The organism is Nitrosopumilus sp. (assembly GCF_025699255.1).
In the GTDB taxonomy this organism is placed as follows: domain Archaea; phylum Thermoproteota; class Nitrososphaeria; order Nitrososphaerales; family Nitrosopumilaceae; genus Nitrosopumilus.
Genome location: NZ_JAILWA010000016.1, coordinates 1 through 22241, shown reverse-complemented (window position 1 = coordinate 22241; position 22241 = coordinate 1). Strand labels below are relative to the sequence as shown.

At 35.0% G+C, this 22241-nt stretch carries 28 protein-coding genes and 1 pseudogene; 17 read left to right on the top strand and 12 right to left on the bottom strand.

Annotated elements, in window-relative coordinates; translation table 11 throughout:
• From K5781_RS09960 to K5781_RS09925, 8 genes and pseudogenes are all read right to left on the bottom strand, one after another.
• Window positions 1-212, bottom strand: a pseudogene (locus K5781_RS09960) (hypothetical protein); the annotation flags it as partial.
• 1011 nt (window positions 213-1223) lie between these two features.
• The gene (locus K5781_RS09955; RefSeq protein ID WP_297443689.1) at window positions 1224-1388 is read right to left on the bottom strand and encodes a hypothetical protein; all 165 of its coding nucleotides are present in this window, start codon (window positions 1386-1388) and stop codon (window positions 1224-1226) included.
• A gap of 6 nt (window positions 1389-1394) precedes the next feature.
• The gene (locus K5781_RS09950) at window positions 1395-2627 is read right to left on the bottom strand and encodes an ABC transporter permease (RefSeq protein ID WP_297443686.1); all 1233 of its coding nucleotides are present in this window, start codon (window positions 2625-2627) and stop codon (window positions 1395-1397) included.
• Window positions 2624-4495 (bottom strand): hypothetical protein, encoded by a 1872-nt coding sequence (locus tag K5781_RS09945; RefSeq protein ID WP_297443683.1) that lies wholly within the window; start codon window positions 4493-4495, stop codon window positions 2624-2626. The genes K5781_RS09950 and K5781_RS09945 overlap by 4 nt, the downstream gene beginning before the upstream one ends.
• A complete protein-coding gene (locus K5781_RS09940) occupies window positions 4482-5198 on the bottom strand; it encodes an ABC transporter ATP-binding protein (protein WP_297443680.1) in 717 nt (238 codons plus the stop codon). Before K5781_RS09940 ends, K5781_RS09945 begins: the two co-directional genes overlap by 14 nt.
• A gap of 1 nt (window position 5199) precedes the next feature.
• On the bottom strand, window positions 5200-5589 hold the full coding sequence (locus tag K5781_RS09935; RefSeq protein WP_297443677.1) for a hypothetical protein: 390 nt from the start codon (window positions 5587-5589) through the stop codon (window positions 5200-5202).
• A gap of 143 nt (window positions 5590-5732) precedes the next feature.
• The gene (locus K5781_RS09930) at window positions 5733-6188 is read right to left on the bottom strand and encodes a hypothetical protein (RefSeq protein WP_297443674.1); all 456 of its coding nucleotides are present in this window, start codon (window positions 6186-6188) and stop codon (window positions 5733-5735) included.
• A gap of 2 nt (window positions 6189-6190) precedes the next feature.
• Window positions 6191-6412 carry a hypothetical protein gene (locus K5781_RS09925; protein ID WP_297443671.1) on the bottom strand — a complete coding sequence of 74 codons (222 nt, stop codon included), beginning with the start codon at window positions 6410-6412 and terminating at the stop codon, window positions 6191-6193.
• Between the two features lie 400 nt (window positions 6413-6812).
• Here K5781_RS09925 and K5781_RS09920 point away from each other — a divergent pair, with 400 nt between their 5' ends.
• Entirely contained in the window at window positions 6813-7505 is a 693-nt protein-coding gene (locus tag K5781_RS09920; protein WP_297443668.1) for a hypothetical protein, read from the top strand.
• 88 nt (window positions 7506-7593) lie between these two features.
• Here the strand turns inward: K5781_RS09920 and K5781_RS09915 are convergent, their stop codons facing one another.
• Window positions 7594-8475, bottom strand: a complete 882-nt coding sequence (locus tag K5781_RS09915; RefSeq protein WP_297443665.1) for a nucleotidyltransferase domain-containing protein — start codon at window positions 8473-8475, stop codon at window positions 7594-7596.
• 115 nt (window positions 8476-8590) lie between these two features.
• Between K5781_RS09915 and K5781_RS09910 the strand changes: the two genes are divergently transcribed.
• The 7 genes from K5781_RS09910 to K5781_RS09880 all read left to right on the top strand — a co-directional run bounded on the left by K5781_RS09910 (window position 8591) and on the right by K5781_RS09880 (window position 14235).
• Window positions 8591-9577 (top strand): hypothetical protein, encoded by a 987-nt coding sequence (locus K5781_RS09910; protein WP_297443662.1) that lies wholly within the window; start codon window positions 8591-8593, stop codon window positions 9575-9577.
• Between the two features lie 7 nt (window positions 9578-9584).
• Window positions 9585-12047 (top strand): hypothetical protein, encoded by a 2463-nt coding sequence (locus tag K5781_RS09905; protein ID WP_297443659.1) that lies wholly within the window; start codon window positions 9585-9587, stop codon window positions 12045-12047.
• A gap of 3 nt (window positions 12048-12050) precedes the next feature.
• Window positions 12051-12320 carry a hypothetical protein gene (locus K5781_RS09900; RefSeq protein WP_297443656.1) on the top strand — a complete coding sequence of 90 codons (270 nt, stop codon included), beginning with the start codon at window positions 12051-12053 and terminating at the stop codon, window positions 12318-12320.
• A 105-nt stretch (window positions 12321-12425) separates the two neighbouring features.
• Window positions 12426-12728 (top strand): hypothetical protein, encoded by a 303-nt coding sequence (locus tag K5781_RS09895; RefSeq protein WP_297443653.1) that lies wholly within the window; start codon window positions 12426-12428, stop codon window positions 12726-12728.
• A complete protein-coding gene (locus K5781_RS09890; RefSeq protein WP_297443650.1) occupies window positions 12725-13135 on the top strand; it encodes a hypothetical protein in 411 nt (136 codons plus the stop codon). Before K5781_RS09895 ends, K5781_RS09890 begins: the two co-directional genes overlap by 4 nt.
• Before the next feature lie 216 nt (window positions 13136-13351).
• Window positions 13352-13651 (top strand): hypothetical protein, encoded by a 300-nt coding sequence (locus K5781_RS09885; protein ID WP_297443647.1) that lies wholly within the window; start codon window positions 13352-13354, stop codon window positions 13649-13651.
• Window positions 13652-13734: 83 nt separating this feature from the next.
• A complete protein-coding gene (locus K5781_RS09880; protein ID WP_297443644.1) occupies window positions 13735-14235 on the top strand; it encodes a hypothetical protein in 501 nt (166 codons plus the stop codon).
• Window positions 14236-14354: 119 nt separating this feature from the next.
• Here K5781_RS09880 and K5781_RS09875 read toward each other — a convergent pair whose 3' ends face one another.
• Window positions 14355-14576: a hypothetical protein gene (locus tag K5781_RS09875; protein WP_297443641.1), complete on the bottom strand. Its 222-nt coding sequence runs from the start codon at window positions 14574-14576 to the stop codon at window positions 14355-14357.
• Between the two features lie 241 nt (window positions 14577-14817).
• On the opposite strand from K5781_RS09875, the gene K5781_RS09870 reads away from it, so the two are divergent.
• From K5781_RS09870 to K5781_RS09860, 3 genes are read left to right on the top strand one after another with little or no spacing between them, the layout of a single operon-like run.
• The gene (locus K5781_RS09870; protein WP_297443638.1) at window positions 14818-16245 is read left to right on the top strand and encodes a hypothetical protein; all 1428 of its coding nucleotides are present in this window, start codon (window positions 14818-14820) and stop codon (window positions 16243-16245) included.
• Between the two features lie 7 nt (window positions 16246-16252).
• Complete coding sequence (locus tag K5781_RS09865) at window positions 16253-16630, top strand: hypothetical protein (RefSeq protein WP_297443635.1); 378 nt, start codon at window positions 16253-16255, stop codon at window positions 16628-16630.
• Window positions 16627-16962 carry a hypothetical protein gene (locus K5781_RS09860; protein WP_297443631.1) on the top strand — a complete coding sequence of 112 codons (336 nt, stop codon included), beginning with the start codon at window positions 16627-16629 and terminating at the stop codon, window positions 16960-16962. The genes K5781_RS09865 and K5781_RS09860 overlap by 4 nt, the downstream gene beginning before the upstream one ends.
• 38 nt (window positions 16963-17000) lie before the next feature.
• Here the strand turns inward: K5781_RS09860 and K5781_RS09855 are convergent, their stop codons facing one another.
• Together K5781_RS09855 and K5781_RS09850 are read right to left on the bottom strand one after the other, a co-directional pair.
• The gene (locus K5781_RS09855) at window positions 17001-17612 is read right to left on the bottom strand and encodes a transcriptional regulator (protein WP_297443628.1); all 612 of its coding nucleotides are present in this window, start codon (window positions 17610-17612) and stop codon (window positions 17001-17003) included.
• Window positions 17613-17671: 59 nt separating this feature from the next.
• Complete coding sequence (locus tag K5781_RS09850) at window positions 17672-18283, bottom strand: response regulator (RefSeq protein ID WP_297443625.1); 612 nt, start codon at window positions 18281-18283, stop codon at window positions 17672-17674.
• A 436-nt stretch (window positions 18284-18719) separates the two neighbouring features.
• On the opposite strand from K5781_RS09850, the gene K5781_RS09845 reads away from it, so the two are divergent.
• From K5781_RS09845 to K5781_RS09820, 6 genes are all read left to right on the top strand, one after another.
• Window positions 18720-19487 (top strand): hypothetical protein, encoded by a 768-nt coding sequence (locus tag K5781_RS09845; RefSeq protein WP_297443622.1) that lies wholly within the window; start codon window positions 18720-18722, stop codon window positions 19485-19487.
• A gap of 9 nt (window positions 19488-19496) precedes the next feature.
• Window positions 19497-19928, top strand: a complete 432-nt coding sequence (locus K5781_RS09840) for a hypothetical protein (protein WP_297443619.1) — start codon at window positions 19497-19499, stop codon at window positions 19926-19928.
• Window positions 19918-20310, top strand: coding sequence for a hypothetical protein (locus tag K5781_RS09835; RefSeq protein ID WP_297443616.1), 393 nt, complete (start codon window positions 19918-19920; stop codon window positions 20308-20310). Before K5781_RS09840 ends, K5781_RS09835 begins: the two co-directional genes overlap by 11 nt.
• An 82-nt stretch (window positions 20311-20392) precedes the next feature.
• Window positions 20393-21403 carry a hypothetical protein gene (locus tag K5781_RS10140; RefSeq protein WP_366848270.1) on the top strand — a complete coding sequence of 337 codons (1011 nt, stop codon included), beginning with the start codon at window positions 20393-20395 and terminating at the stop codon, window positions 21401-21403.
• Between the two features lie 5 nt (window positions 21404-21408).
• Window positions 21409-21693 carry a hypothetical protein gene (locus K5781_RS09825; protein WP_297443614.1) on the top strand — a complete coding sequence of 95 codons (285 nt, stop codon included), beginning with the start codon at window positions 21409-21411 and terminating at the stop codon, window positions 21691-21693.
• A gap of 220 nt (window positions 21694-21913) precedes the next feature.
• On the top strand, window positions 21914-22105 hold the full coding sequence (locus K5781_RS09820; RefSeq protein ID WP_297443611.1) for a hypothetical protein: 192 nt from the start codon (window positions 21914-21916) through the stop codon (window positions 22103-22105).
• Window positions 22106-22241: the final 136 nt, after the last annotated feature.

Sequence of the window (22241 nt, the reverse complement as noted above, 5' to 3'; positions counted from 1 at the left end):
TCATCCATCATAGTCTCATCCATCATAGTCTCATCCATCATAGTCTCATCCATCATAGTCTCATCCATCACAACTTCTTTTTTTGGTTGAAGAATAACATCTGTAGGTAATGCCTCATCAATTGTTGATTCTGTAAAATAAGGTGATATGGCATATGCAAATATTCCACCAACAATTACAACTGCAATGATTATTGGTATGGATTTATTCATGAATGTGTTTTACAGTTTTAGTATAAAGCAGATTTTCCATATTATGTCCAATTCAAATCCAGTTAATTTTTGTAAACCTGCCAATAATTGGTAATTCATTCTCCCATCGGGATTTGTAAAATCAGTTAAACACTCTCAAGGGTTCAAACCTATTTAGATCAGAATTTGAGCATAAAAAGTCAACATGTTTACTTTTTCCAAATATTTTGTCTATTAATGACTGATGGATGTCTACTATTTCGCATCTCCTCCTTTGAAACCCTCTTTTGGTATAGTAGGCATCCATGGTATTACGTTACATGTGGGGGTCGTTATCATTTGACAATTTCTCCTCTCATCTGCAATGATGATGCTCCTAAAATTATTGAGGTCAAATTTGATACTGGTTCCTTACAAAAACATGATGTTTGGCATCTGTGTAAATTTTGCAGTCAAAAACCTGAATTTCAAAAATTCAGATTGAATACAAGAAAATTAAAGAATTCTAAAATTAAATTGGCTGAATGATGTCTTTCTGAATTAAATTCATGAAATCTGAATCTCTTTTAGTTTTTCTTGTGTTGCGCAGGGCGCAAACGATGAATTTTAACTGTTTCAATTTTATATAATAAAAAAATAATTAAATTTTTTGAATCATCATTTCATCAAAACGCACTATCTTATAGGGAATTGATGATGATTGATGATTTGATGATGCTTGCATAGAACCCCTCCTAATTTTCATCACAAATCATCATTTTTTCATCACAAATCATCAAATTATCGCCAATTTTGACGACTAGTGATGAAACGCATGCCTGTGATGCATACTTGCATCGTTTTTTCTATTTTTGATTAATTTTTTTATTTTTTGTCGGTTTTGCAATTATTTTTCTACAAACATCTCAAATCATTAGTTGATGGAGAAAAATTGCAAAATGTTTGCAGTTGGTGACAAATACAAATGGTGTAATTTAGAATTGTTGATTCTGTTTCGTCATCTGTTGTTTTATTCTTGTTGCTTTTAGATTACTAGAAATCCTTACTTAATTCTCTAGTGTGACTAGGATCATCTCTAACTGCTTCTCTAGTTCTCTTTGCAATATTTACAATAAATGAATCTCTACACACTTGAGAACAAAATTTTGCTTTCTCTCCTTCAAACACCTTACTACAATGAAGACAAATCAATCTCATTTCAAATCATTCTCTACGTAATGCAACAAGTGGAGATAGTGTGGAAGCTTTCCAAGCAGGAAGAATGCCTGCAGAGATACTCAAACCAACAGATAGTAACCAAACATTTAGCGTATCCACAAAATGAAAGATAGGAATTACAGTAGGAGCATTTCTGAAACCTGGTGGAGATAAAACAGAGCTTAGTGCATGCCCTGAGATCATTCCAACTAAAATCCCGACTGTTCCTCCCAACAGACCAATTAACAATGCCTCCATCAAAAAGAGCATAAGAATAGTGCTGTTTTGTGTACCAATTGCTTTCATTGTTCCAATTTCTTTTATTCTCTCAGTTACAGAAGTGTATAGGGTAGTGATAATCCCTACAGCACCAACAACCAAAGCAATAACTCCTATGCTTTGAATAAATGCATTATTTCCTTCTGTAAACTGTTGTCTAAATTGTAATCTTGATTGTAAACTAGAAACACCAATAGAATTACCAAAAAGATCTTTCAGATCATCTTCTGTTTGAGCAGTTAATTCAGCAGATTGTAAAACTACTAGGAGACTGTCATATTTGCCTGATTTTTTTAAAAATGTATTTCCAACATTTTCACTAATAATTACAGAGCGGTCCAAAGTACGATCACCCGATTCTTTTAAAATTCCCGACACTACAAACGTTCTCGAGTCTTCTTGTTGATCACCTTCATCATCAACATAAGTAAAAGTGAGTTTGACAGATTGACCAAGGGTCACTATGGGAAACGCAGAGCCATCTGGATAGGCGACACTTTGTCCCACAAGTATAGCTGAAGGATCATTGGGTTTGATTACAGAGCTTGACTCCATTTCAAGTCCAGGAACGCTAACATAAACATCATCAGGATTCATTGCCAATACTGAAGTACGCAAGACTCGAGATTGAGAATTAAGATCAACTGAGCCAGAATATCTCGGTATCACATCAATTACAGAAGACAGTGAATTCATCTTATTTACAACTGCTGAATTAAATACAATTGAGGGAGTGGTATCCACACTTCGAAAAGAACGCTGGCCTGGAGTTACAGTCAATACATTATCTGCAAGCTGATTTAGTTGGTCCTCGATAAACTGAGTCTGTCCAGCACTTAATCCATTAAGAACTATCATCAAACTGCTTCCTACGACTACCATCAAAACGGTAAGCAATGTTCTAACTTTGCGTTCGTTTAATGCAGAAAAAGAGAGTTTTAGGATTTCAGTAGGATTCAATTCTTTGAGCTCTTCGAATCATCTAAGAGAAAATCCAGATCATCATCTACAGAATTAGGATTACTGCGACTCTTTTTGATTTTCACAAAAACCACAATTGCAATAATTACAGATACTGCAATTCCTAGAATTACTTCTAAAGGCAATGAAGAGTTTGAACCTCCACGCTCATTAGAAGACATTTGTTGTTTGATTTGCGATACATTGACAACATCATCAAAAACTATCTCATGGAAATTTCTAAGATCATCTGCATATGTAACTTTGACAGAGAAAGGATGTTTTCCTTCTGGAATTGCTTTTACAGACAACGGTATACTAAATGGGATTGATGAATCATCTGTAAGGTCGCCTAAATATTGTGGAGCAATCTCAGACATGTCAGAAATATCAGAAAGAGACAATAGTTCTATCTTTGCAAATTTTCCAGTAGTACTTCCTTGATTTAGTACATTTCCAACAAGATGTATGGTTCCTCCAATATTGTTTACTTGCATATCATAAAGAGTAAGTTCGATACTTCCTGCAACAAAAACACCAACATTGGCTGTATCTATACTTGATTCCCCATCAGAAATATAATCAAGATTCATGTTAAAGGAATTAGGATTGTTGATAAGACTGGTGGATGCAAAAACATCAGTAGTAAATTCGTATGTTTCACCAACAGGCAAAGAGTTAATCATCCATTTTGATTTACCCATAATTTTTATTTCTGTAGTCTCACCTGATAGTGTAAGTAGCAAATCTGTGATTTCATCTTCACCATTGTTTGTCACTTGAAATGTAATGTTTTCAACAATGCCCGCAGTTACCACAGGTTCAGAATGTTGTGTATCGACTGAAACTATTATTGGTGATTCAGAGGGTTTTGGTGAAACAACAAGTCCAGTAGTCAAAAGTTCGGTCTGTTTGTATCCATATGCATTTCCATATGTGATTTGTAAACTAAGGTTTTGAACTGATGAAGCTGATGTTGCCTCTGGAAATATTATTGTGGAAATTCGAGTAGAATCATTTGCAGGTATTGTGCCAATGTTAAAGGTATTCTCACCAAGGTTGACAAGTTCAGTATCTGATGATTCCAAAGTAACAGTAGAGCTAGAACTGTCTCGTGATGAGCGACTGTTATCATCTCCTATGTTAAGAATTGTCAAGATTGCACCAGTTGCAGGAGAACTGCCCTTGTTTGAAATAATAAAATCAATAGAGTTTGGAATTTTAGGTGTAAGTGGTTTGTTGTCAGTACTAAGATCCAATATTACTTTTCCAGGCAAGATAAAAGGCACATCAAGCATTGCAGATTTACAACTCCTCACATACTCGCTTGTAGAATAATCCAAAATTGCAGAACTCATATACGAGCCAACTTTTGCAGTATCTAAAATATCAACATCAAAGTACAGAGTAAACACTTCACCTTCTTCTAGCTTGTCAAAATAACTCGCTTGGGAAACATCGCCAATATTTTTGCTAAATGAAGATGCAAAGTATGATTTTGCTTCAGGTTCGGCACTGGTTCCACCCGGTTCAAACCCCGTTGGAAGACGCAGATATCCTGTAATAGCATAAAGTTCAAGCGGAGAACGATTAACAAAGACAACAGCTAGTGTGGAAGGCCCTTCTCCAGGACCTACTTCTAATTCTAAAGGATTTAGGACATCCACACTTGATTCGCTTCTGTCAGTCCAGTATGCATCCAAGAAAACAGGTCCATTATAGTCTGCATCAACTCTTGTGTTAGTTGTTGAAAGACAATCTCTTGTTTGAGCATGAGCATTACTTGGTAACGATATAATGATCAAAAAGGTTACAATGGCAAACAGTCGTAAAGCAATATTTTTTCTAGTCATTTCAGTTATAGACATCTTTCTCGATTTCTCCATCTCTCATGTATATTGAACGGTCTGTTCTTTTTGCCAATTCAACATTATGTGTAATCATCACTACAGTTCTTTGGTATTTCTTTGTCAACTGGGATAAAAGCTGGAATATGTCTTCTCCTGTGGCAGTATCCAAATTTCCAGTAGGTTCGTCTGCAAGAATAATTGCAGGATTATTTATCAAAGCCCTGCCAATTGCAACTCTTTGCTGTTCTCCCCCACTTAGATTAACCGGTTTGTGTTTTGCTTTTTTCAAAATCCCAAGTGTTTTTAGAATACTCAAGGTACGTTTTGTTCTGGTTGTCCCATCCATTCCTGATATTATTCCAGGGAGTTCTATGTTTTTTTGAACTGAAGAACGATTAATCAAATTAAACGATTGAAATACAAAACCAATTTTATTATTGCGAATTTTTGCAAGTTTGTTATCTGTTAGTTTGAAAATATCAAATCCTTCCATAAACACAGTACCTCTAGAGGGTTTATCCAGAGCACCAATCATGTTGAGGAGAGTAGACTTTCCACTACCAGATGGTCCAACAATAGATACGAATTGGCCTTTTGGAATGGAGAAACTAACATTTTTCAATGCAACAACTTTTCCTGCAGCAGTTTGGTAAACTTTGGAAACATTTTGAATATCAAGAACATTGTGAATTTGTTTAGCGGTAGATTGCATAGAACTCATCTCATCTGTCCTTCTCTTCTTTTTTAGATAGAGTTTTCTTTTCTAATACAAAAATAGCAATCACAATTACAACAAAGGCAATCTGAAATACTTCAGTTAAAATTCCATTATCACTGATTCTTCCTCCTCGTCCAGTAATGAAATTATCAGGAATCCTAGTAATCCCCCAGATTGCAATAAAGACAATTGTTCCTCCAAGTCCTGTGCCATACCAAACATTTCCCCATTTTCTAAGCATAGGAATAATCCAAAAAATCTGAAGTAATCCCCCTGCAACAAAAAGTATCTGCATATTTTGATTGTTGGACGGAATACCTAAGATCACGTGAATTATACCTGCTATTGCAGTAGTTACAGCAGCCACATAAAATAAAATATTTAGTTTATTCATCTTAGTTTAAAATTTCCTGTCCAAACCCTTACTTTTTCTCAAATCTGTCTCAAACTGATTTTTACATGATACATGAAATCTTTTGTTATTGATTTCAGTTAGACCTTCAGAAATAGTCATTTTTTTTCTACATATATCACAAATCATTTTTCATCCTCGGAATCATCTTCAAATTTTTTATCTATCTCTTTTTGTTGTTCCTTGAATTGCTTGTATCGTTTATCCCATTTTGAAATGACAAACCATTGTCTTATTCCTATTCCTAACCACACAATAGAAATGGCAAAAATTACAAGCTGGTGAGGTTTGAGCAGAGGATTAGGTTTTTCTCTTTTTGAGAATTTCTCTTTAATCAGATTATATTCATCTTCAGTAATTTCACCGCTGTCCAATTTGGATTGTAAACGAATATCAAAATTCTCTTTGAATCTATCCTGATATGGAGGATCATATACACTAGTAATTGCAATTAAAGAGATTGGAGGTATGATCAAAGTGGTAATTATCATTAACAAAAACATCTTCTTTGTTTTGCTAAGCTGAAACATCATTCCATCTAGAATTTCAAAAATATTTTCACGGTTTTTGTCTTCAGACATTTTTAATCATCTCCTTTGTCTCGAGGGAATAACTCCTCGTATTTTTGTAATACTTCATCAAGAATATTTTTTCCTTTATTTGAAATTCTATATTTGTAAACTGTTTTGTTTCCCCATGCTTCTTCTTTTCTTTCAATCATTTGTTTTTCCACCATGCCATCTAAGATGCCCTTATGTTTTACGTTGTTTAATCCACATATGCTCATCAATTTACTTTGATTCATTTCACCATACTCGTAAAGCTTCAACAAAATATCCTTCCTGATGTAGATTCGATCTCTATATTCACGTGCCAGAAATAGTCGCCTCTAAAGATAAATTCCATAATGCATCATTATTGTTCCCATAGTCTTTTGCTTCGTGGTTTCGTCCTAAGTCTGATAGCACAGCAAGGACAAGTAATTTTGTTAGTATAAAAATAACAATTACATAAACTACATCTTTTCTGTCCTGATTTATAACGTAAATTATTTGGCATGGACATTGCCTTTTTTGTCTTACAAACTCCCTTACAGATCTGACTCATCAAACAAAAAAATCTCTTTTGAGACTTAAACGTCAGGTAACATTGTTACGTATCACTTGATAACAATGCCTTTTATTCTAAATTTCATGAGACTATCAATGAATAGCAAAACAAAGTACATGATTCCTGCATTTGCAGCAGTCTTTGCCATGATGTTTGTTGCAACAGTACCAAACGTAATAGCAGATGGTGGAGATTATGCAAAATGGGGTGGAGACAAACACCACCAAAAAGGACATGGACACATCCTAGTTGAAGGATTTACTGGTTCTATTGTAATTCCAGATGACATGACCAAAGAAACTCGTGGTGAATTAAAAGACCAAGTAACAGTATCTTTAGGTCAGGCAGTTTCTGTTGCTGAAAGTAGCGGTGTCACTGATGCAAAGAAAGCAAGTATCGGAATTGCAAAAGATGGTGAAGATAACAAATATGTTGTTTGGAAAATCATCAGCATAGACAGAGATGAAGAATCTCAAACAATGACAAAGAATGTCTTTGTTGTAGATGCAGGTAATGATGCAAACTTTGCCTCAATTTCACAAACATTTGATCACGCAAAGATGAAGGGTGATAAAATGGACAGAAAGATTGAAAAATTCCAGCAAAAATTCTCAGAACCAACTGGTGATGCTGAAGTTGATGCTGCAAGAACCCAATTTCTAGATTTATTGCAACAGCTTAGAGATGCATATACAAATGGAGATTCGGATACTGCAAAATCGATTAAAGAACAACTAAAAGAACTCAAAGAGACCGCATTGTTCAATATGAAAAATGCCAATCTCTAGAGTCTTTTCTCTTTTTCTTATTCTAGATAAAAAATAAAGACTTCAAGAGACTATTTCTTTTTTGAAGCCTTGGTTGTTTTATAGTAAATCATGATTTGAATAGTTTCCTTAGAGTGATTGCATACAGTCCGTAAACAAATCGTGTGCTCTTTAGCATGTATTGCATTACAAACACTTTCTTCATTTTGATATTGTCTTTGGTCTTTTTGTATTCTAAAGATTCCATAAGATGATCCACATCAATCTTAGACTTGTCAAAGAGGGCGCAAATCTCCTTTACCTCCTGTTTTGTGGTGGATAACGGCATGTCCAATGCAAAAAGCACGTCATCGCATGCCCAAAAGTTTGCCTTTACTGCATGAGAAAACGCAGACTTGGAACTGAATGGAAATATTATGAAACTCATCATCAACAACAGCATTGCGTTAAATGATGCCTTTACCTTTTCAATTATAGGAACTGTTTTTGGAATCTCGTCTCTAATGTCTTTTCCATACAGTATGACTCCAGTGTTTTTTATTCTCTGAAGGAACAATCCAAGTGATGCTATTGTTCTTGCTCCCAGTTCTGTCTTTAGATCCTTTGTAATCTTAAATTGCTTTAAATCAAGCTGTTCTTGGGCCACTACATAAAATGGCTGACCAAACATCATCTTGTTTTCAGTTTTGAATATTAGATTTAATGCGGGATTGTCCGTCTTTTTGTAGGATGTACATGTCTCTGATAGCTTCAGATCGTATTTTGCATCAAGGGTGAGCAAAATCTTGTTAAGATAGTTTTCAATCTCATCGCATAGTTTTTTGTCCTTGATGATTACAATGCAGTCAATATCTGACTTTCCTCGAACCCATTCCCCAGTTGTTGCAGAACCAAACAATACAAAAGAGACGACCTCGTCAGGAAATTTTGCAGTCAGTTCTACAACCATCTCTTCCATGAACTGTTTGAGTCTTTTGTTTTGAATCGGCAAGATAAATCAAAAATATGTAATTTGCACATACTCATAAACTATACAAAAAATGCCCGTAGATGGGATGCAAAACATACGAAGAATTTTTCAATGATGTGCTAGGATTTTATGCTGTATGAATTATTTTGTGATTTTGATTATACTTGGAATTATTTCAATTTCTTCTACAGGTGCAGTTTATGGAATGTGGTTTCCACAATCCTCTGAAGAACTATTTGAGCAAAGTGAAACTGTGTTTGTCGGGACTGTAACTTCTGTGAATGTTCTGGAGTTTGAAAAATCCAACACATTTCATATTAAAGAAAATGGAGTAGAAAGAATAGAGATTGAAAACTATACGCAAACCCTTGATGAATATACTGTAAACATTGAAGAATTTCTAAAAAATCCTCAAGAATCAAACACAATTACAATGCTAGAGGCAACAGTTGGGGGTGTTCCTGGAAGAAGTGTCTCAATAGGTGGATTTGAGTTGGGAGACCGGGTATTGTTTTATGTTCCAAAGATTGATGGAACAAACCAATACTCTCCAGAATCATTTGAGATTCCAAAACAATGTAATGCAAAGTCTGTACTAGAACAACCTAGGATTTTGCTTTTCAATGATTTTAAAATGATGCAGGATGGAGTTGTAAAAAACGATAACTTTGTTGCCAACAAACCTATTGAATTTATTTACAATAAGGACATGGATACTTTGAAAGGGAAATTTTTTGATGTCGGTATCAAGATAAGCAAAATTACAGGCAATGATTGGAATACTACACTTGATGAAAAAATCCACACCAAATCCAGCCCATGTGAGTGGACATCTACTGCAAGCTGGGAGTTTGTTCCAACCGCTGGCAGATACTATATGTGGATGAATGCAACAGAAGGAAATCATTCTGGTGTTGAAACTTCAAGTAGAGGCTTTACTGTGAAAGAATTTGCATCTCCTCTAAAACAAATTCAATCTGGTATAGATTCATGGGACGTAAAGTGCAATGATGAATTCACTTTGTTGATACACCCTTCAGTAGACAAACCATATTGTGTAACAGGGGATACTTCTGTAAAACTACTTGATAGACATTGGAGTCTGGTTGTTTCAAGAGGATGATTGGACAATGAAAACCCTATCTATTTTTGCAATTATTTTTTTCATCTTGTTTTCTATCGTACTATCTGATGATGCATATGGTTCCTTGTCTTTAGACAAGGGCAGCTATTCTTGGGCTGATAAGGTAAAGATACGACTAATGGTTCATGGTTTTGATCACAAGCAAGACACAATACAAATTTCAGTTGGGAACAATGAACTAAAGTCATACAAGTTATCAAAGGCAGGAAACGGGCTATACACTGGAGAAGTAATCCTTACTGGATTTTTGCACGATGTTGATGGGGATGGAAAACCCGACACCGCCCCTAGAACAACAGGAAGCGGACCCAACAACGGATTTTTGGAATCTATGCGTGATGAGAAACTAGAGATTATAGTCAAACTCAATGATGGAACCAAAATAAAGACAACTACAAAGATTGCATGGAATGTAGGGGAAATTTCCTTTGATGCATCAAGTCACCAGTTTGATGCAACTGCAAAACTACAAGCAATTGATCCTGACATGAACCTCAACCCTAAAACTCTGGACAAGTTGCCAATACATGTTTTTTCTGACTCAGACAAGGCAGGAATTCTAGTTGATGCAATAGAAACACAAGAAGAGTCTGGAATATTTGAGACAACCGTTATTTTTACGCAAAACAGTGATTCAAGTGGAAACAGGCTTTATGCAATGTCTGGGGATGTGATATATGCACAGTACACTGACCACACGCTTCCAGAACCATATCGTATTAATGATGATTTGGACATTGTTGCAGAATCTAGAGTTCATGATTCTCTGATTCCAGAACCAGAACAAGAGGAATCAATCAAGTTCATTGATTTTTCATACACGTATACACTTGGCAAGCCAATACAATTCATTTTAGAAAAGCCAAGAGATGCTAATTGCAACTCTTACACTGCAAAAATAACTGACGACAAGGGAAATTTTGTTTTGGGTTGGGGAGCAGACATATCCTGTGATCCTACTGTTGTTTCAAACCCAATACAAACCAAAATTGGATACAGCGAAAGCAAACCCATAATCATTAACGAGTCTGGGAAATATCATCTTGAAGTAGAATTCATTGATGCATTCATTAAACAGGAATTTACAGTCAGAGAAAATCACGGAGGAGGAAGTATTGACCGCACAGTTTACCCCGTTCCATTTGGTATCCCATCCCCACACAAACAAATGGATCTTGGAATCAAACTAGGACACATAATATGCGATGAGGACAAAGTCCCTGTTTGGAATACTCATTACAAACCTTCATGCGTTTATCCAGATACCGAATCAGAACTCATCTCGCGAGGTTGGGCAAAGCTTCGATTGATGTTGCCTGCAAGTCCCTACCCAGAAAAGGAAATGGAGTGGATGGGAAGAAACGTAATGTCAATGATGTTGGAAGGAACGTTCTCTTACAGCAGTACTCCTGTTGGAACTCTAGATGAGAAAAAAAATGCAGTGGAGGAATATTCAAAACAATATCATTTTGGAGAGCAATATCTGGAATATGCAATTACTCCATATCAATACCATTACAATGTTGGGGACAAAGTTCAGTTTGATTTGCTAGAGTGGGGATACTTTCCTGATTGTCCCAATTTTACACTAAGAATAATCGACATGGATGATCATCCTGTGTTTGAACACATTTCAAAAAATCTTTGCGTTGATTCTGATGATACATCTGTTACCGTCAACTCATATTCTATGGGGGATTACTTTGAGGAGTTTGTTTGCAATGACTCTGGATACTATAGAATAGAAGTATCAAATGGAGATATTTTTCCCCCAACGATATTGCAGAATTTTGCCTGTTTAGATTCTGAACCCAAGTCAATGGGAATTACACCTGAACCTCAACCTAAACCCGTATCTGAATTAAATCCTGAAATCCAAATGAAACTAGATGATGCAAAAAAATTGTTGGAAACAGCTTACTATGAAAATGTAAATCTTGGACCTCTGAAAATCAATGATGTCATTTTGGGTTTTGGTGTTGACAATGATACTATGATAATTGATGTAAAATACAGATACAGTACGTCAAGTGAGATGGATATTGTAAAGAAAAAGATACGTGATATTGTGGGAGATGAAATTAAGATAGAGTACATTCCATCTAAATCTTCTAGAATAATTGAAACTGTAATGACATATCACTGGAATGCATACTTGCAACAAAATAATATTGAGTTTGTTCCTGCAAACACTTCATACGGAAATAATGATGATGGTATAGGTGATGGGAACATACTGTGTTCTCCTTTGGTGGCACCAAATGGAACTGATTTTTTTATTGCTTCTACAATTAACGTTGAACCTTTTTTGATTACTGACACGTTTCTAGATCAGGAAAAACCCCAGTTTTGCAAAAAAACTTGGAAGACTGACGTATTACTAGTGGAACCTGACAGAATAACATCTTTGTGGCTTGCACTGGGACAAGGGAAAATTCCAAGGGATTAGAAAATGAACAACAAACTAAATGGAGATATCAATCAAATACTAAATAATTACAAGAGTGTAAACCATATGCTCAAGGGAAACATTTCAATTCTCAAAACTTTACAGTTTGATCAAATCCCTGAGTTGTCCAGAGCATTTTGTCTTGGCGTGGTTTTTGCTGAAATACTGACTCATCTAAATGCCCATTCTTATCCTGAGCAACCTGATGAAAAGTCAATGCAAGAAGCACATAGCATGTTTCTGGCATTTGTAAGAGGCGAATATGAAAACTAAATCATTCAAATGTGAAAAATGCACTATGATCTTTGATAATGAGATCAGATTGCAGAGACACTTTGTCAAAGCACATCCTCCAAAAAAAGAACATTATGAACAAAAATGGTATTGGGAAAACAAATGAAAACTATGATAATTGTTGGAATTTTTCTGGTAATTTTTAGCGTAGATGGATTCCTGTTTTTAGATTCTTCCATTCCTGAATGCAAAGGATTTACAGGTATGGGATGGTTTGTTTTTGTTCACTTGGGATTTGAACCAAAATACATTTTATCTAATACTGGATGTCTGACATCGTTTTATGCACAAACAGGCATCTCAGTTCTTTGTGCAATTGGGATTTTCTTAATTCTTTATCCAGTAATTAAAAGACAGAAAGAATTCTTTGTGAGAATTAGAAAATGAAAACTAGACTTTTGATAATAATTCCAATAATTGTAGGATTAGCAATATCTCTTCCATTCGTTATTAGTAATATGTCAGGTGGAACGCATTACACTCAAGATATTGATCCTAGAATCATTCAAGTCACAAATGGTTTTGCAATAGCATCTAACATGGATGTGTACTCTATTACTGTTGAAGATGAGATACAGGCAATAATAATTACAACTAGCAGAAACACTGATGGATTCATTCACATGGATGATCCATTGCCAATACTGCAAAAATTATTTCCTGACAAAAACATCATCTCAATTGCAGTATTGTCTGATGGTATAGAAATACCCTATACACTTGAAGCTGGAAAACTTGGAATGAGCGTAAATAATGCTCAAATAATTTCAATAATGGGATTCACTGAAATATGAAAACTAAATTTTTAATTTTATTTGTAATTTTAATTATAATTGCTGCATTGTTTGCTGTAAATTTTTTCATGAATTTATACCATTTTGGATACTATCTGAAGATAGAAGACGGTTACGTCGTTTATTGTGAATCCGATGCTCAAACAGTATTTTGTGATAATACATCAATTAGGATAATGGAACTGTTTGATTTCATATAGTTTGGAGAAATAGAAAATGAAAACCAATATCTTGTTTTTGATAAATCTTGGGTTGGTGATATTTCTAAGCTTAGGAGCAGCCTATTTTACAATAATTCCAATGATTATGTGGGGTTCAAGCATAGACAGGGTTGTGTCTGCATCAACTCAAAACTATCCTATGATTGGATTATGGTTGATTTACTTTGCAAACCTTGTATTTCTTCTGTTGAATCTCAAGCGACAAACTAAGAAACTCAAAATTGGCTATGTTGCTTTTCTTGCAGGAGTTGTGATTTTTGTAGCCATCATTCTGAGTCCGCCTATCAGACTATGAATTAAAAATTTGAACATTTTATGAATATCCTACAAAGAATCAAATTCTAATCATCTAAATAGCCCATGAGGATTTCACAAGACATGTCTGAAGAGAATTCTCTTCGATTTTGGGTCATTCCTATTGTTTGTGGTATTGGAATGATGATCTTTCTTAGCGTGGTTGGCATAAACTATGTGGTGCATACCGTGCCTCTGGCAGAAAAACAGCATCAGGAAATTTTAGAAATGAGCTGCGATGAGATTGAGCACTTTCCATCTAACGCTGTCTTGTATACTCCTACGAACAGAAAACTCCTAAGTGAAAGCACTGATGGTTGTGCAGAGGCGACAAAAGCTGCCAAGGCAAAACAAAATGAAATACTGCAAGAAAAACTAAAAGACCCAAACAGCGTAGAATCACTGCTAAAGGAATTCAGACAACAATCCCTCTTACAAAGCACATTCCAAGATCAGTATGATTTTCATCATGAAGAGTCTCAGAAACTATTCAAGGATTTGACTGCTGCAAACAACAAGATTTCAGATATCCAATCTCACCCTAATTGGCCAAAAGTTCTAGAGAGATTGAATGAAGAAAACTAAAACCTATTGTAATTAGAATACCTGAATAGAACACTTTATGAATCCCAATCCGATAAAACAGTTTGATTCTGCTTGCTGTCTCAAAATAACAAGAAATTCTAGTAATTCCAATTGTTTTTTCATGAATTTGAAAAAGAATACTTTTCACCGCATTTTTCGCATCTGTCGTGCATGCCGTCTGCAGGTTTGGTTAGTCCACAAAGACCACAGTAGCGCATAATCCCCATCTCTACTAGTTTTTCTGAACATTTCTGAATCTCATTAGAATTGTGTTCTTTTTTTGGCTTTCCGCACATTGGACAAATTTCATCTCCAGAAACAGATTCTGGCGGCGTACTCATCAACATTGAAAATTGGAAATTTTTCTATATTATTTTTATCTATTTTTTATTAAAGTCGAGATTTACTATTTCTTAGAATGTGAGTGATTTGTTCATTAACGTTTTAAGTAAATTTTGTTATGATACATCATGTCAAATGATAACTCTGAATCATGGGAGCAACTACTGGGGTTGTCTTGGGCAATCATTGATGATGAATAAAGAATAGCACTCTTTATCAATGAGAAAAAATTTTCATCGGGTGTTGGTCTCTGGGATTTCTCTATTTGCAGTATTATTGCTAGTTGGATTTGTGACTGTATTTCAAGCAGGTCATGCCCAAACCGTTTCTGGGCAGACCACTCTTTCTGATGATTTGGAGAATAACCCTGTGGCTCAAGACATTCTGAGAAAAATTGAGCAGACAAAAAAATGGATTGCAGAACTAGAACAGAGAAACTATGAGAATTTAGAAAAACAACAGGAACTTGAAGAAAAAAGATCTCAGTCTCTTGCAAGGCTAAACCAGGATCTTGCAGACTGGGAAAAACTGTGGGAATACTATTCTCCATACAACTCGTTTGATAGATTTGTAGATAAAATCCCTGACTCTCAGGTGCAGGATGTATTTTGGGACCAGTTTGAATTCAAGGAACAAAAAGTAAAGGCAGGACGAGATGCATTCAAGCAAGTCCTTGCAGATAATGGCTCTAGACATGCAGCATTGCAAGCATATCTTGCAGCTGCTGAAACCAAACGGATTGAACTAATTGAGACAAATTCACAGTTTAACGTAAATCACAAACTGGCATACTATTCACAGCAAATACTGTTTGATGCAAACGGAAAACTAGTTGATTCCCCCGTAACTGGAGAACAGCTAAGACAATACTATGAGGATTACAGGACAAATCCTGAATATTTGCAGGCAAATCCTGATGATGCATTGTCGTGGGATGATCTTGGGAAGACAAATCCTGACACTGAATGCAGGGACGGGCAAGTAGTTGTGTATAGATACCATGCAGATGACTATGTCTGTGTATCTGTATCTACTGCTGAGATGTGGATAAGACATGGAATGGGGGAGATTACTGGTGATGTGCAAAATAGTTTTGATACCAAGCAGATTACGCCACTAACTAAATGCAATGATGGCTACGATGTAATCTTTACAATTGACACTGGAAAATATTCATGTGTACTAGAACAAACTGCACAAGAGTGGATAGACCAAGGCATTGCAGAAATTCATAGTACAGATAACTATGTCCAAACAAGTATTGAAAAAAAGGATACTGACCTTAGAATATCTGAAATAACGATGCAAATTCAAAACATGATAAGGGATTTTGAGGATGACAAACTAGAGTTGAAGAAATTCTATGACAAAGTCTATGATGATTTGCAGTCTCAGGCAAAGATTGATGAAAAAAATGCTACTCTGGACTATAGCCAGCGTTCTGGCATGAGCAAAGAAGAACTGAGCATCAAAATTGCAGAGATTAGAGAAGAATACGAAGATGAAAAAGAATCAATCCTTGATGAAAAAATCAGTGATTTGAAAAAACTTGAAGACAAGTTTGAGCAAAGCATGGAAGACATTGTCTCTGTATATGAGCAGGATCCTTACATCGAAGTAATACTAAACTCTGGCGGAATTTCATATGAAGTAGTTCCAAGAAATTAATCTAAACATGTCTCCTACATCCAAAGTAAGCATAAAGTGGCAAATAGTATTTTCATTGATTTCGCCCCTTAACATTTGGGCATTTTATAGAATAAAGAAACTACAAAAATATTTCTTGTATGTGCTTGCACCATCAATGGTTATCAGCAGTTTGCTATTTGGGATTGGATTCTATGAAATGACTCTGTTAGATCCTCTGACACCTGATACAAAATATCCTGAACCCTCTTTGCCTCCAAACATGACGCCCATTGAGCCTCAGGTTGGGAAATTTGACTATGTTCCGTATCCTTTGATTGGAATAATATCTTCAGTGGGGTTTTCAGCATTTTCGATATATCTAGTGATAATATGGTCAAGAGAATGGAATGAGACAAGAAATTGAAAACTAGGAAAATATTTTGGCTTGCTGTTGCAATTTTTTCGATGATTATTATTGGTACTGTTTTATACATCAATGTTCTATCTTTTGAACGCTTGCTTCCTCTGGAATGCAATGCTACAGAAGAATGGTTGAGAGGAAAAACAGATTTTCTAGCAATGAAGAACTTTTTGGAAAATCATCCAGATTCAGAGTTTAAAAATTTGGGAAACATAGAAAATATGTCTAGATATTGTCAGTATGCATTTGTTTCAGAAACACAAGAGGGAACCAGACAAATAACAATTACTCTTGATAAAAACTTGCAGCTAGTGAGAACGACTTCTAATCATTGATGATAAGAAAATGCAAACTGATTATCTGTAATTTTTTCTTAGTTGCAGTAAACTGTCTGAAGCACAGTGCTACTTCTGATGACTTCCTGTGTGAATTGTACATTCACAGATAATTTGTTGCTAAAATCAATATTCACATTGTCAAACAGGGACTTGTATTTGTCAACTGTTCTTCGGTTTGCAGTAAAGTCATGCCCTGCCTTTATCAGCAATCCTTGTTCTATCAGGGAGTTGATCTTTCTGTATCCTGATGACTTTGGAATGTCTAGTTTTTCCAGAATCTCTGTGATGGTCCATGGCTCGCCAATTGATGCATTGAGTATTTTTGTCATTTCGTCATCGCTAAACGCCCTTAGAATGGACTGACTGAGTTTCGGATCAGATATTGTAAACCTGTTTTCGACTTTGTCTTTTTTGGATTTGATGGTGCAGATTCCCTCAAGGAATTTTCTCTCCAATCCTTCAGCACCTGCTCCAAAAAACTCTCTTAAAACAGAGTCCAGTTTCTGAAAGCCATTCATGGATTCTGTAATTGACATGCCGTATTTTTCAAACAGTCTGTTTTGAATACTGTGAAATGTAGTGTCGCCTAAATGGGTACAGATCATCCTCTCAAGTGATGATGCAAAAAAAGTGTCAATGTTGTTCATGATATTCATTTGTTAATACTTTCATATAATCCTCATGTAGATAAATATTGTTCTTGTAGTCAATCACGCACAATTTCAGATAGTTTTCTAATGTGACTGGTGTCGTTTTGTACGACCAAATCTAACGCTCTTTGCATTTCATCTTGGTATGCCTGAATGTTGTTTTTGGTGCTTACTATCTTGCATTCTTCAATGACAGGTAACTGTTTGAGATTTCTATATTGGGGGTAGGTTACTGTACATGCATAAAAATTAATGTCATCTTTGAATCTGTATTGAATTTCAAATGGTGTAATAGGTTTGTTCTCCTCTAGGAAAACATCTGTTATTACCTGTTTTATTTCATGAGTGTCAAATGGCTTGTTAATTATTGGCACATGCAGCAAATCAAAAAGATCAGATTCACCTGCGTTCAAATCCCCTGTAATGACTACTATCTTGGCATCTGGATTTAGATCCTTGATTGTCTCAACCACATAATATCCGTCATAGTCTGGCATCTGCAAATCTGTAAAAACAATGTCAGGCTTGTGCTTTTTGTAAAGCAGTTCTGCGTTCATTCCATTGTTTGCGGTTGTAAGTACATTAACGTCAAGTACCCCTAGCAATTCGCAAAACAAGTCGACAATTCCTTGATCATCATCAATAACAATACATGTAGTCTTGTTCATTGTTACCCGTACCAATTTTCATATAATATTCTATTCATACTTTTTATTATTATATTATATTATTAATTCCCATTTTTGGGATTTTGTACAAGATGTTTGTCTGTTTGCCACATTACATTCTGATAAATGTAATAAGATGATGTAATATTCATTGAAATACTCATTTGATGAAAATCCTTTTCAGGAATCTGAGGTGTCAATATCCATAAAGGAAATTACATCGTGCAAGAAATGCCTCTCAAGTGATACTATTTGCTGGTTTCATTCCGAGTCATTAAAAACAAGTATTGTTGTTGATGTCCAAAAATGGATTAATGACTGTAAAGATTTTCAGAAAAAAAGAAAATGAAAATTGGGTTATGTCAAAATTCGTCTGTGAGTAGTAAATAATTTAGACTTTCTGAATTTAATACCTTCATTTGGAGATTTTTGCTTTATGATGCAAAGTTCTGATTCATCTTTTTCAAAAAAATACTATCCTTTAATCTTGATAGCAATAGGCAGTTTCTTTCTATTGTTTCCATTTGGATTAATTGGTGGTGAATTTTCATATTATCTGGCAGGAATTGCAGGATTCATTGTTTTGATCATTGGTGTTTTCTTATACTATAAGAAAAGAACAGACTATTCTTCCAATCTTAGAAAGAAAATGAAGATTGTAGGAATAATCTTCCTTGCAAGTTTGGTTGCAATTCCGCTAATAGGGGTATCTATGGGAGTTGTTGTAGGTTTGAGCAACGTGTTTTACAATTCTAGTCTTCAAGATGATACAAGAGACATTGACACTATTCTTCTTCAAACGCGTATTTTGGATTGGGTGAATACTAATCGTGTCAAAAATAATGTAGGGGGTCTAAATTTTGATGATACATTGGATAGTCTTGCAAAAATTCGCAGCTTGGAAATGTCAAGTGTACCTATAGATGAGGCTCAATCTATATCTGACATTGATGTAAATGAAATTGCATCTCAAAATAATCTTGAATGCATAATTGATGGCACATACATTCCTATACACGAATATGTTCTTGCAATTCCACACACAAAATTCACTAATATTGAAGAATTCGTTGATTTTGGAATGGGATTTCTAATTCAACAGGAAAATGAAAAAGAAAAAGTCTTTGCATCAAATATGACTAGAACTGGAATTGGGATTTCTTTAAACGATGATTATCTTGTTATTGTACAGACCTTTTGTTAGCGTGAAAAAATGAAAACTGGAATTTTATTTTTAGTACTAATAACTTTTGGAGTTTTTCAATTCCACGAATCATTTGCTGAAGATTATTTTTCAGTTCCTTCCTGTTATGTTGGTGTTTTTGTAACTGATCATGTACAGTGTTCAACTAGGGATTCCCCTCCATGTCCAGAACCATCATTTGAAAAAAATGGATTTTGTGTAGTAAAGAAACTAGATATTTGTCAGACAGGTTATGTACTTCGGGATGGACTATGCCTTGAACGAAATGAGTATTTTAGAGTAGATGATCCTACATTTGCACGACAATCTCTGCAAACTGGTGAGAGTCTGGGTAACTCTGGAAATTTGTTTGGATGGTTTGGACTTTTGCTATCGTCATTCATAGTTTTTGCGTATGTAATTATGAAAATAAAAAAGAGAAAAAAAGAAAATGAAAACTAGATATAAAATTCTAATCTCAACTGTAATTATCATCACATTACTATTTGTTTTGGCGTATCCGTTATTTTTTGGGTATTTTCCATTTCCTTGGAGTAACATAAATGATCCATACTGTCATAGTTATTTTCAAGCATATCATGATGAACCAATTAACTCACTGGCATTGAATTTTCACATAAGAAATGAAATTGCAAAACACGGATGGGAATATAATGTGCCTTGGAGAAATATTGAAATCGATTCAGGTGCCTATTCTACTGGAATAGGAATAGACGGTAGTTGGACTGGTAAACAGACTTTGGCAATAATCAATATTACCGAATCCATTGTAAAGTTTGAAGGGATCACAAGTGCAGAACCAAGTGGCATGATGTGTGCATAGCAGAAAACAAGAGTTCAAACCTGTTAGGATTTGAACCAAAGATTAGAATTCTTTATGAACTTAAACTCATTCTAGTCATATTATGAAATATTTTGTAATTTTACTGGTGTTGATTTCTATTGCTTCATTTATTGCAAGTAATTCTGCTTATGGATTATCTTGCGCAACTGCAAATATGACCCAATCTTTTGCAGAATCAGATGTTGTTTTTACAGGTAAAGCACTATCAAAAGAATATGTCCCTAGTGAACTTAGTACTGCTGATGGCAAAAACGATGCAATAACCCAATTCTCAGTAATCGAAAAATTCAAGGGAGCATCACAAGATACCATTCCGATAATATCTTCAGAATGGTTGTGGGGCTATAATTTTACAGAGAATTTAGAATATGTTGTTTTTGCATTTGATGACGGTCAACACTTGAGGCATCAGACATGCACTTCCACATCTCTTTTGGAAAATGCAGAACTTGAGCAAATAAGACAAGTAGCAAATGATCTTAAATTAATCACAACCAATTCAACATATGTCACATGGAATGTTGGGGATGTGCAATGGTTAGAGACAATCTATCCGCCTAGTGGAGTGGGTGCTGTTAGAGTAATTGATCCAGACATGAATCTGAACCCAGAAAAGATTGATAACCTTGATGTCTTTGTGTGGTCTGATTCGCACACAAAAGGCTTTTCTTTAACTGCAACTGAGACAGGCATTTCAACTGGAGTTTTTGAAGGCATGCTATTCTTGACACTAAATTATGAATCATCAGGTCCAAGACTCAAAGTTGCAGAAGGTGACACAATCACTGCAGAATATGATGACAACACATTGCCTGCATCATACACAAAAGATTCATTGAGCATTATTGCAAAATCAGAAATTCGCCTACCGTTTGATTCTCCACTAAAGCAAGTCAAATCCGGAATTCCGATTTATGAAATGAAATGCAATGAGGGATTAGATCTTGCTAAGAAAAAATCAAATGGTGCTCTTGTCTGTGTCAAACATAGCAGTGTAGAAAAATTATTTGCACGTGATTATATTTCTGATCTGATACGTGTTGGATTACCACATGCATTACCTTTAAGGTAGGGAAAATGAAAACTAGATACAAAATAATAATCATTGTTCCAGTAGTGATACTTTCCATTCTATTTGTTCCTCCAAATATTGCCGGATTTGCGTGTAATGTATTGGACATCAAAGATAATCATTGCTACGTTGTGGGGATGACTTTTTTTGGAGTTTACTTTATGACAAATTACTGGACTTTGTCCGGCTTAGAAGATCCAATACCCTGTGGTGGTTTTTTTACTGAACCAGGCAAAGTTTACACTTGTTCTAAACCTTTACACTATTGGGGGTATCCTGAACAAACTTGATAGTGTCTGAAATAATTATAATTATGAGAAATAGAAAAAGACTAGATCTAACTAGAATAAAACACTCTGATAATCTGATGTTTAATGACTGGTTTTTGAATTTCTAACCTTTGATTTTTTTCCTTTATATATGAAAATTGGATTTTGTAAACATTTTGCAACGTATTTAGTCTAATATGGCAACTTTTGGTCATAAATGATGATTTTTAATCAAAACTTAATGACTCCTAAAGAGCGTGAACATCTAAAAAAATTAGATGACTTGGTACTAAATGCATCTTCAGATGAATTAAAGAAAATCCAAGAAATTGATCATCAGACTCAAATGGATGGATTATCATTTTATGATGTTTATCTTGATTCTAGCTCATTGGTGAATCAGAGTATCAAAAAACCTTCAACCAAAACTTGATCCACATTCTTCATTTAAATGAGGGTTTATGATTTTTTAATTTGTATTGGTAATTACAAAGAAAACCGCAGCCAAAAAGGCTACCAAGAAAACAGCAGCCAAAAAAGTTACCAAGAAAACAGCAGCCAAAAAAGTT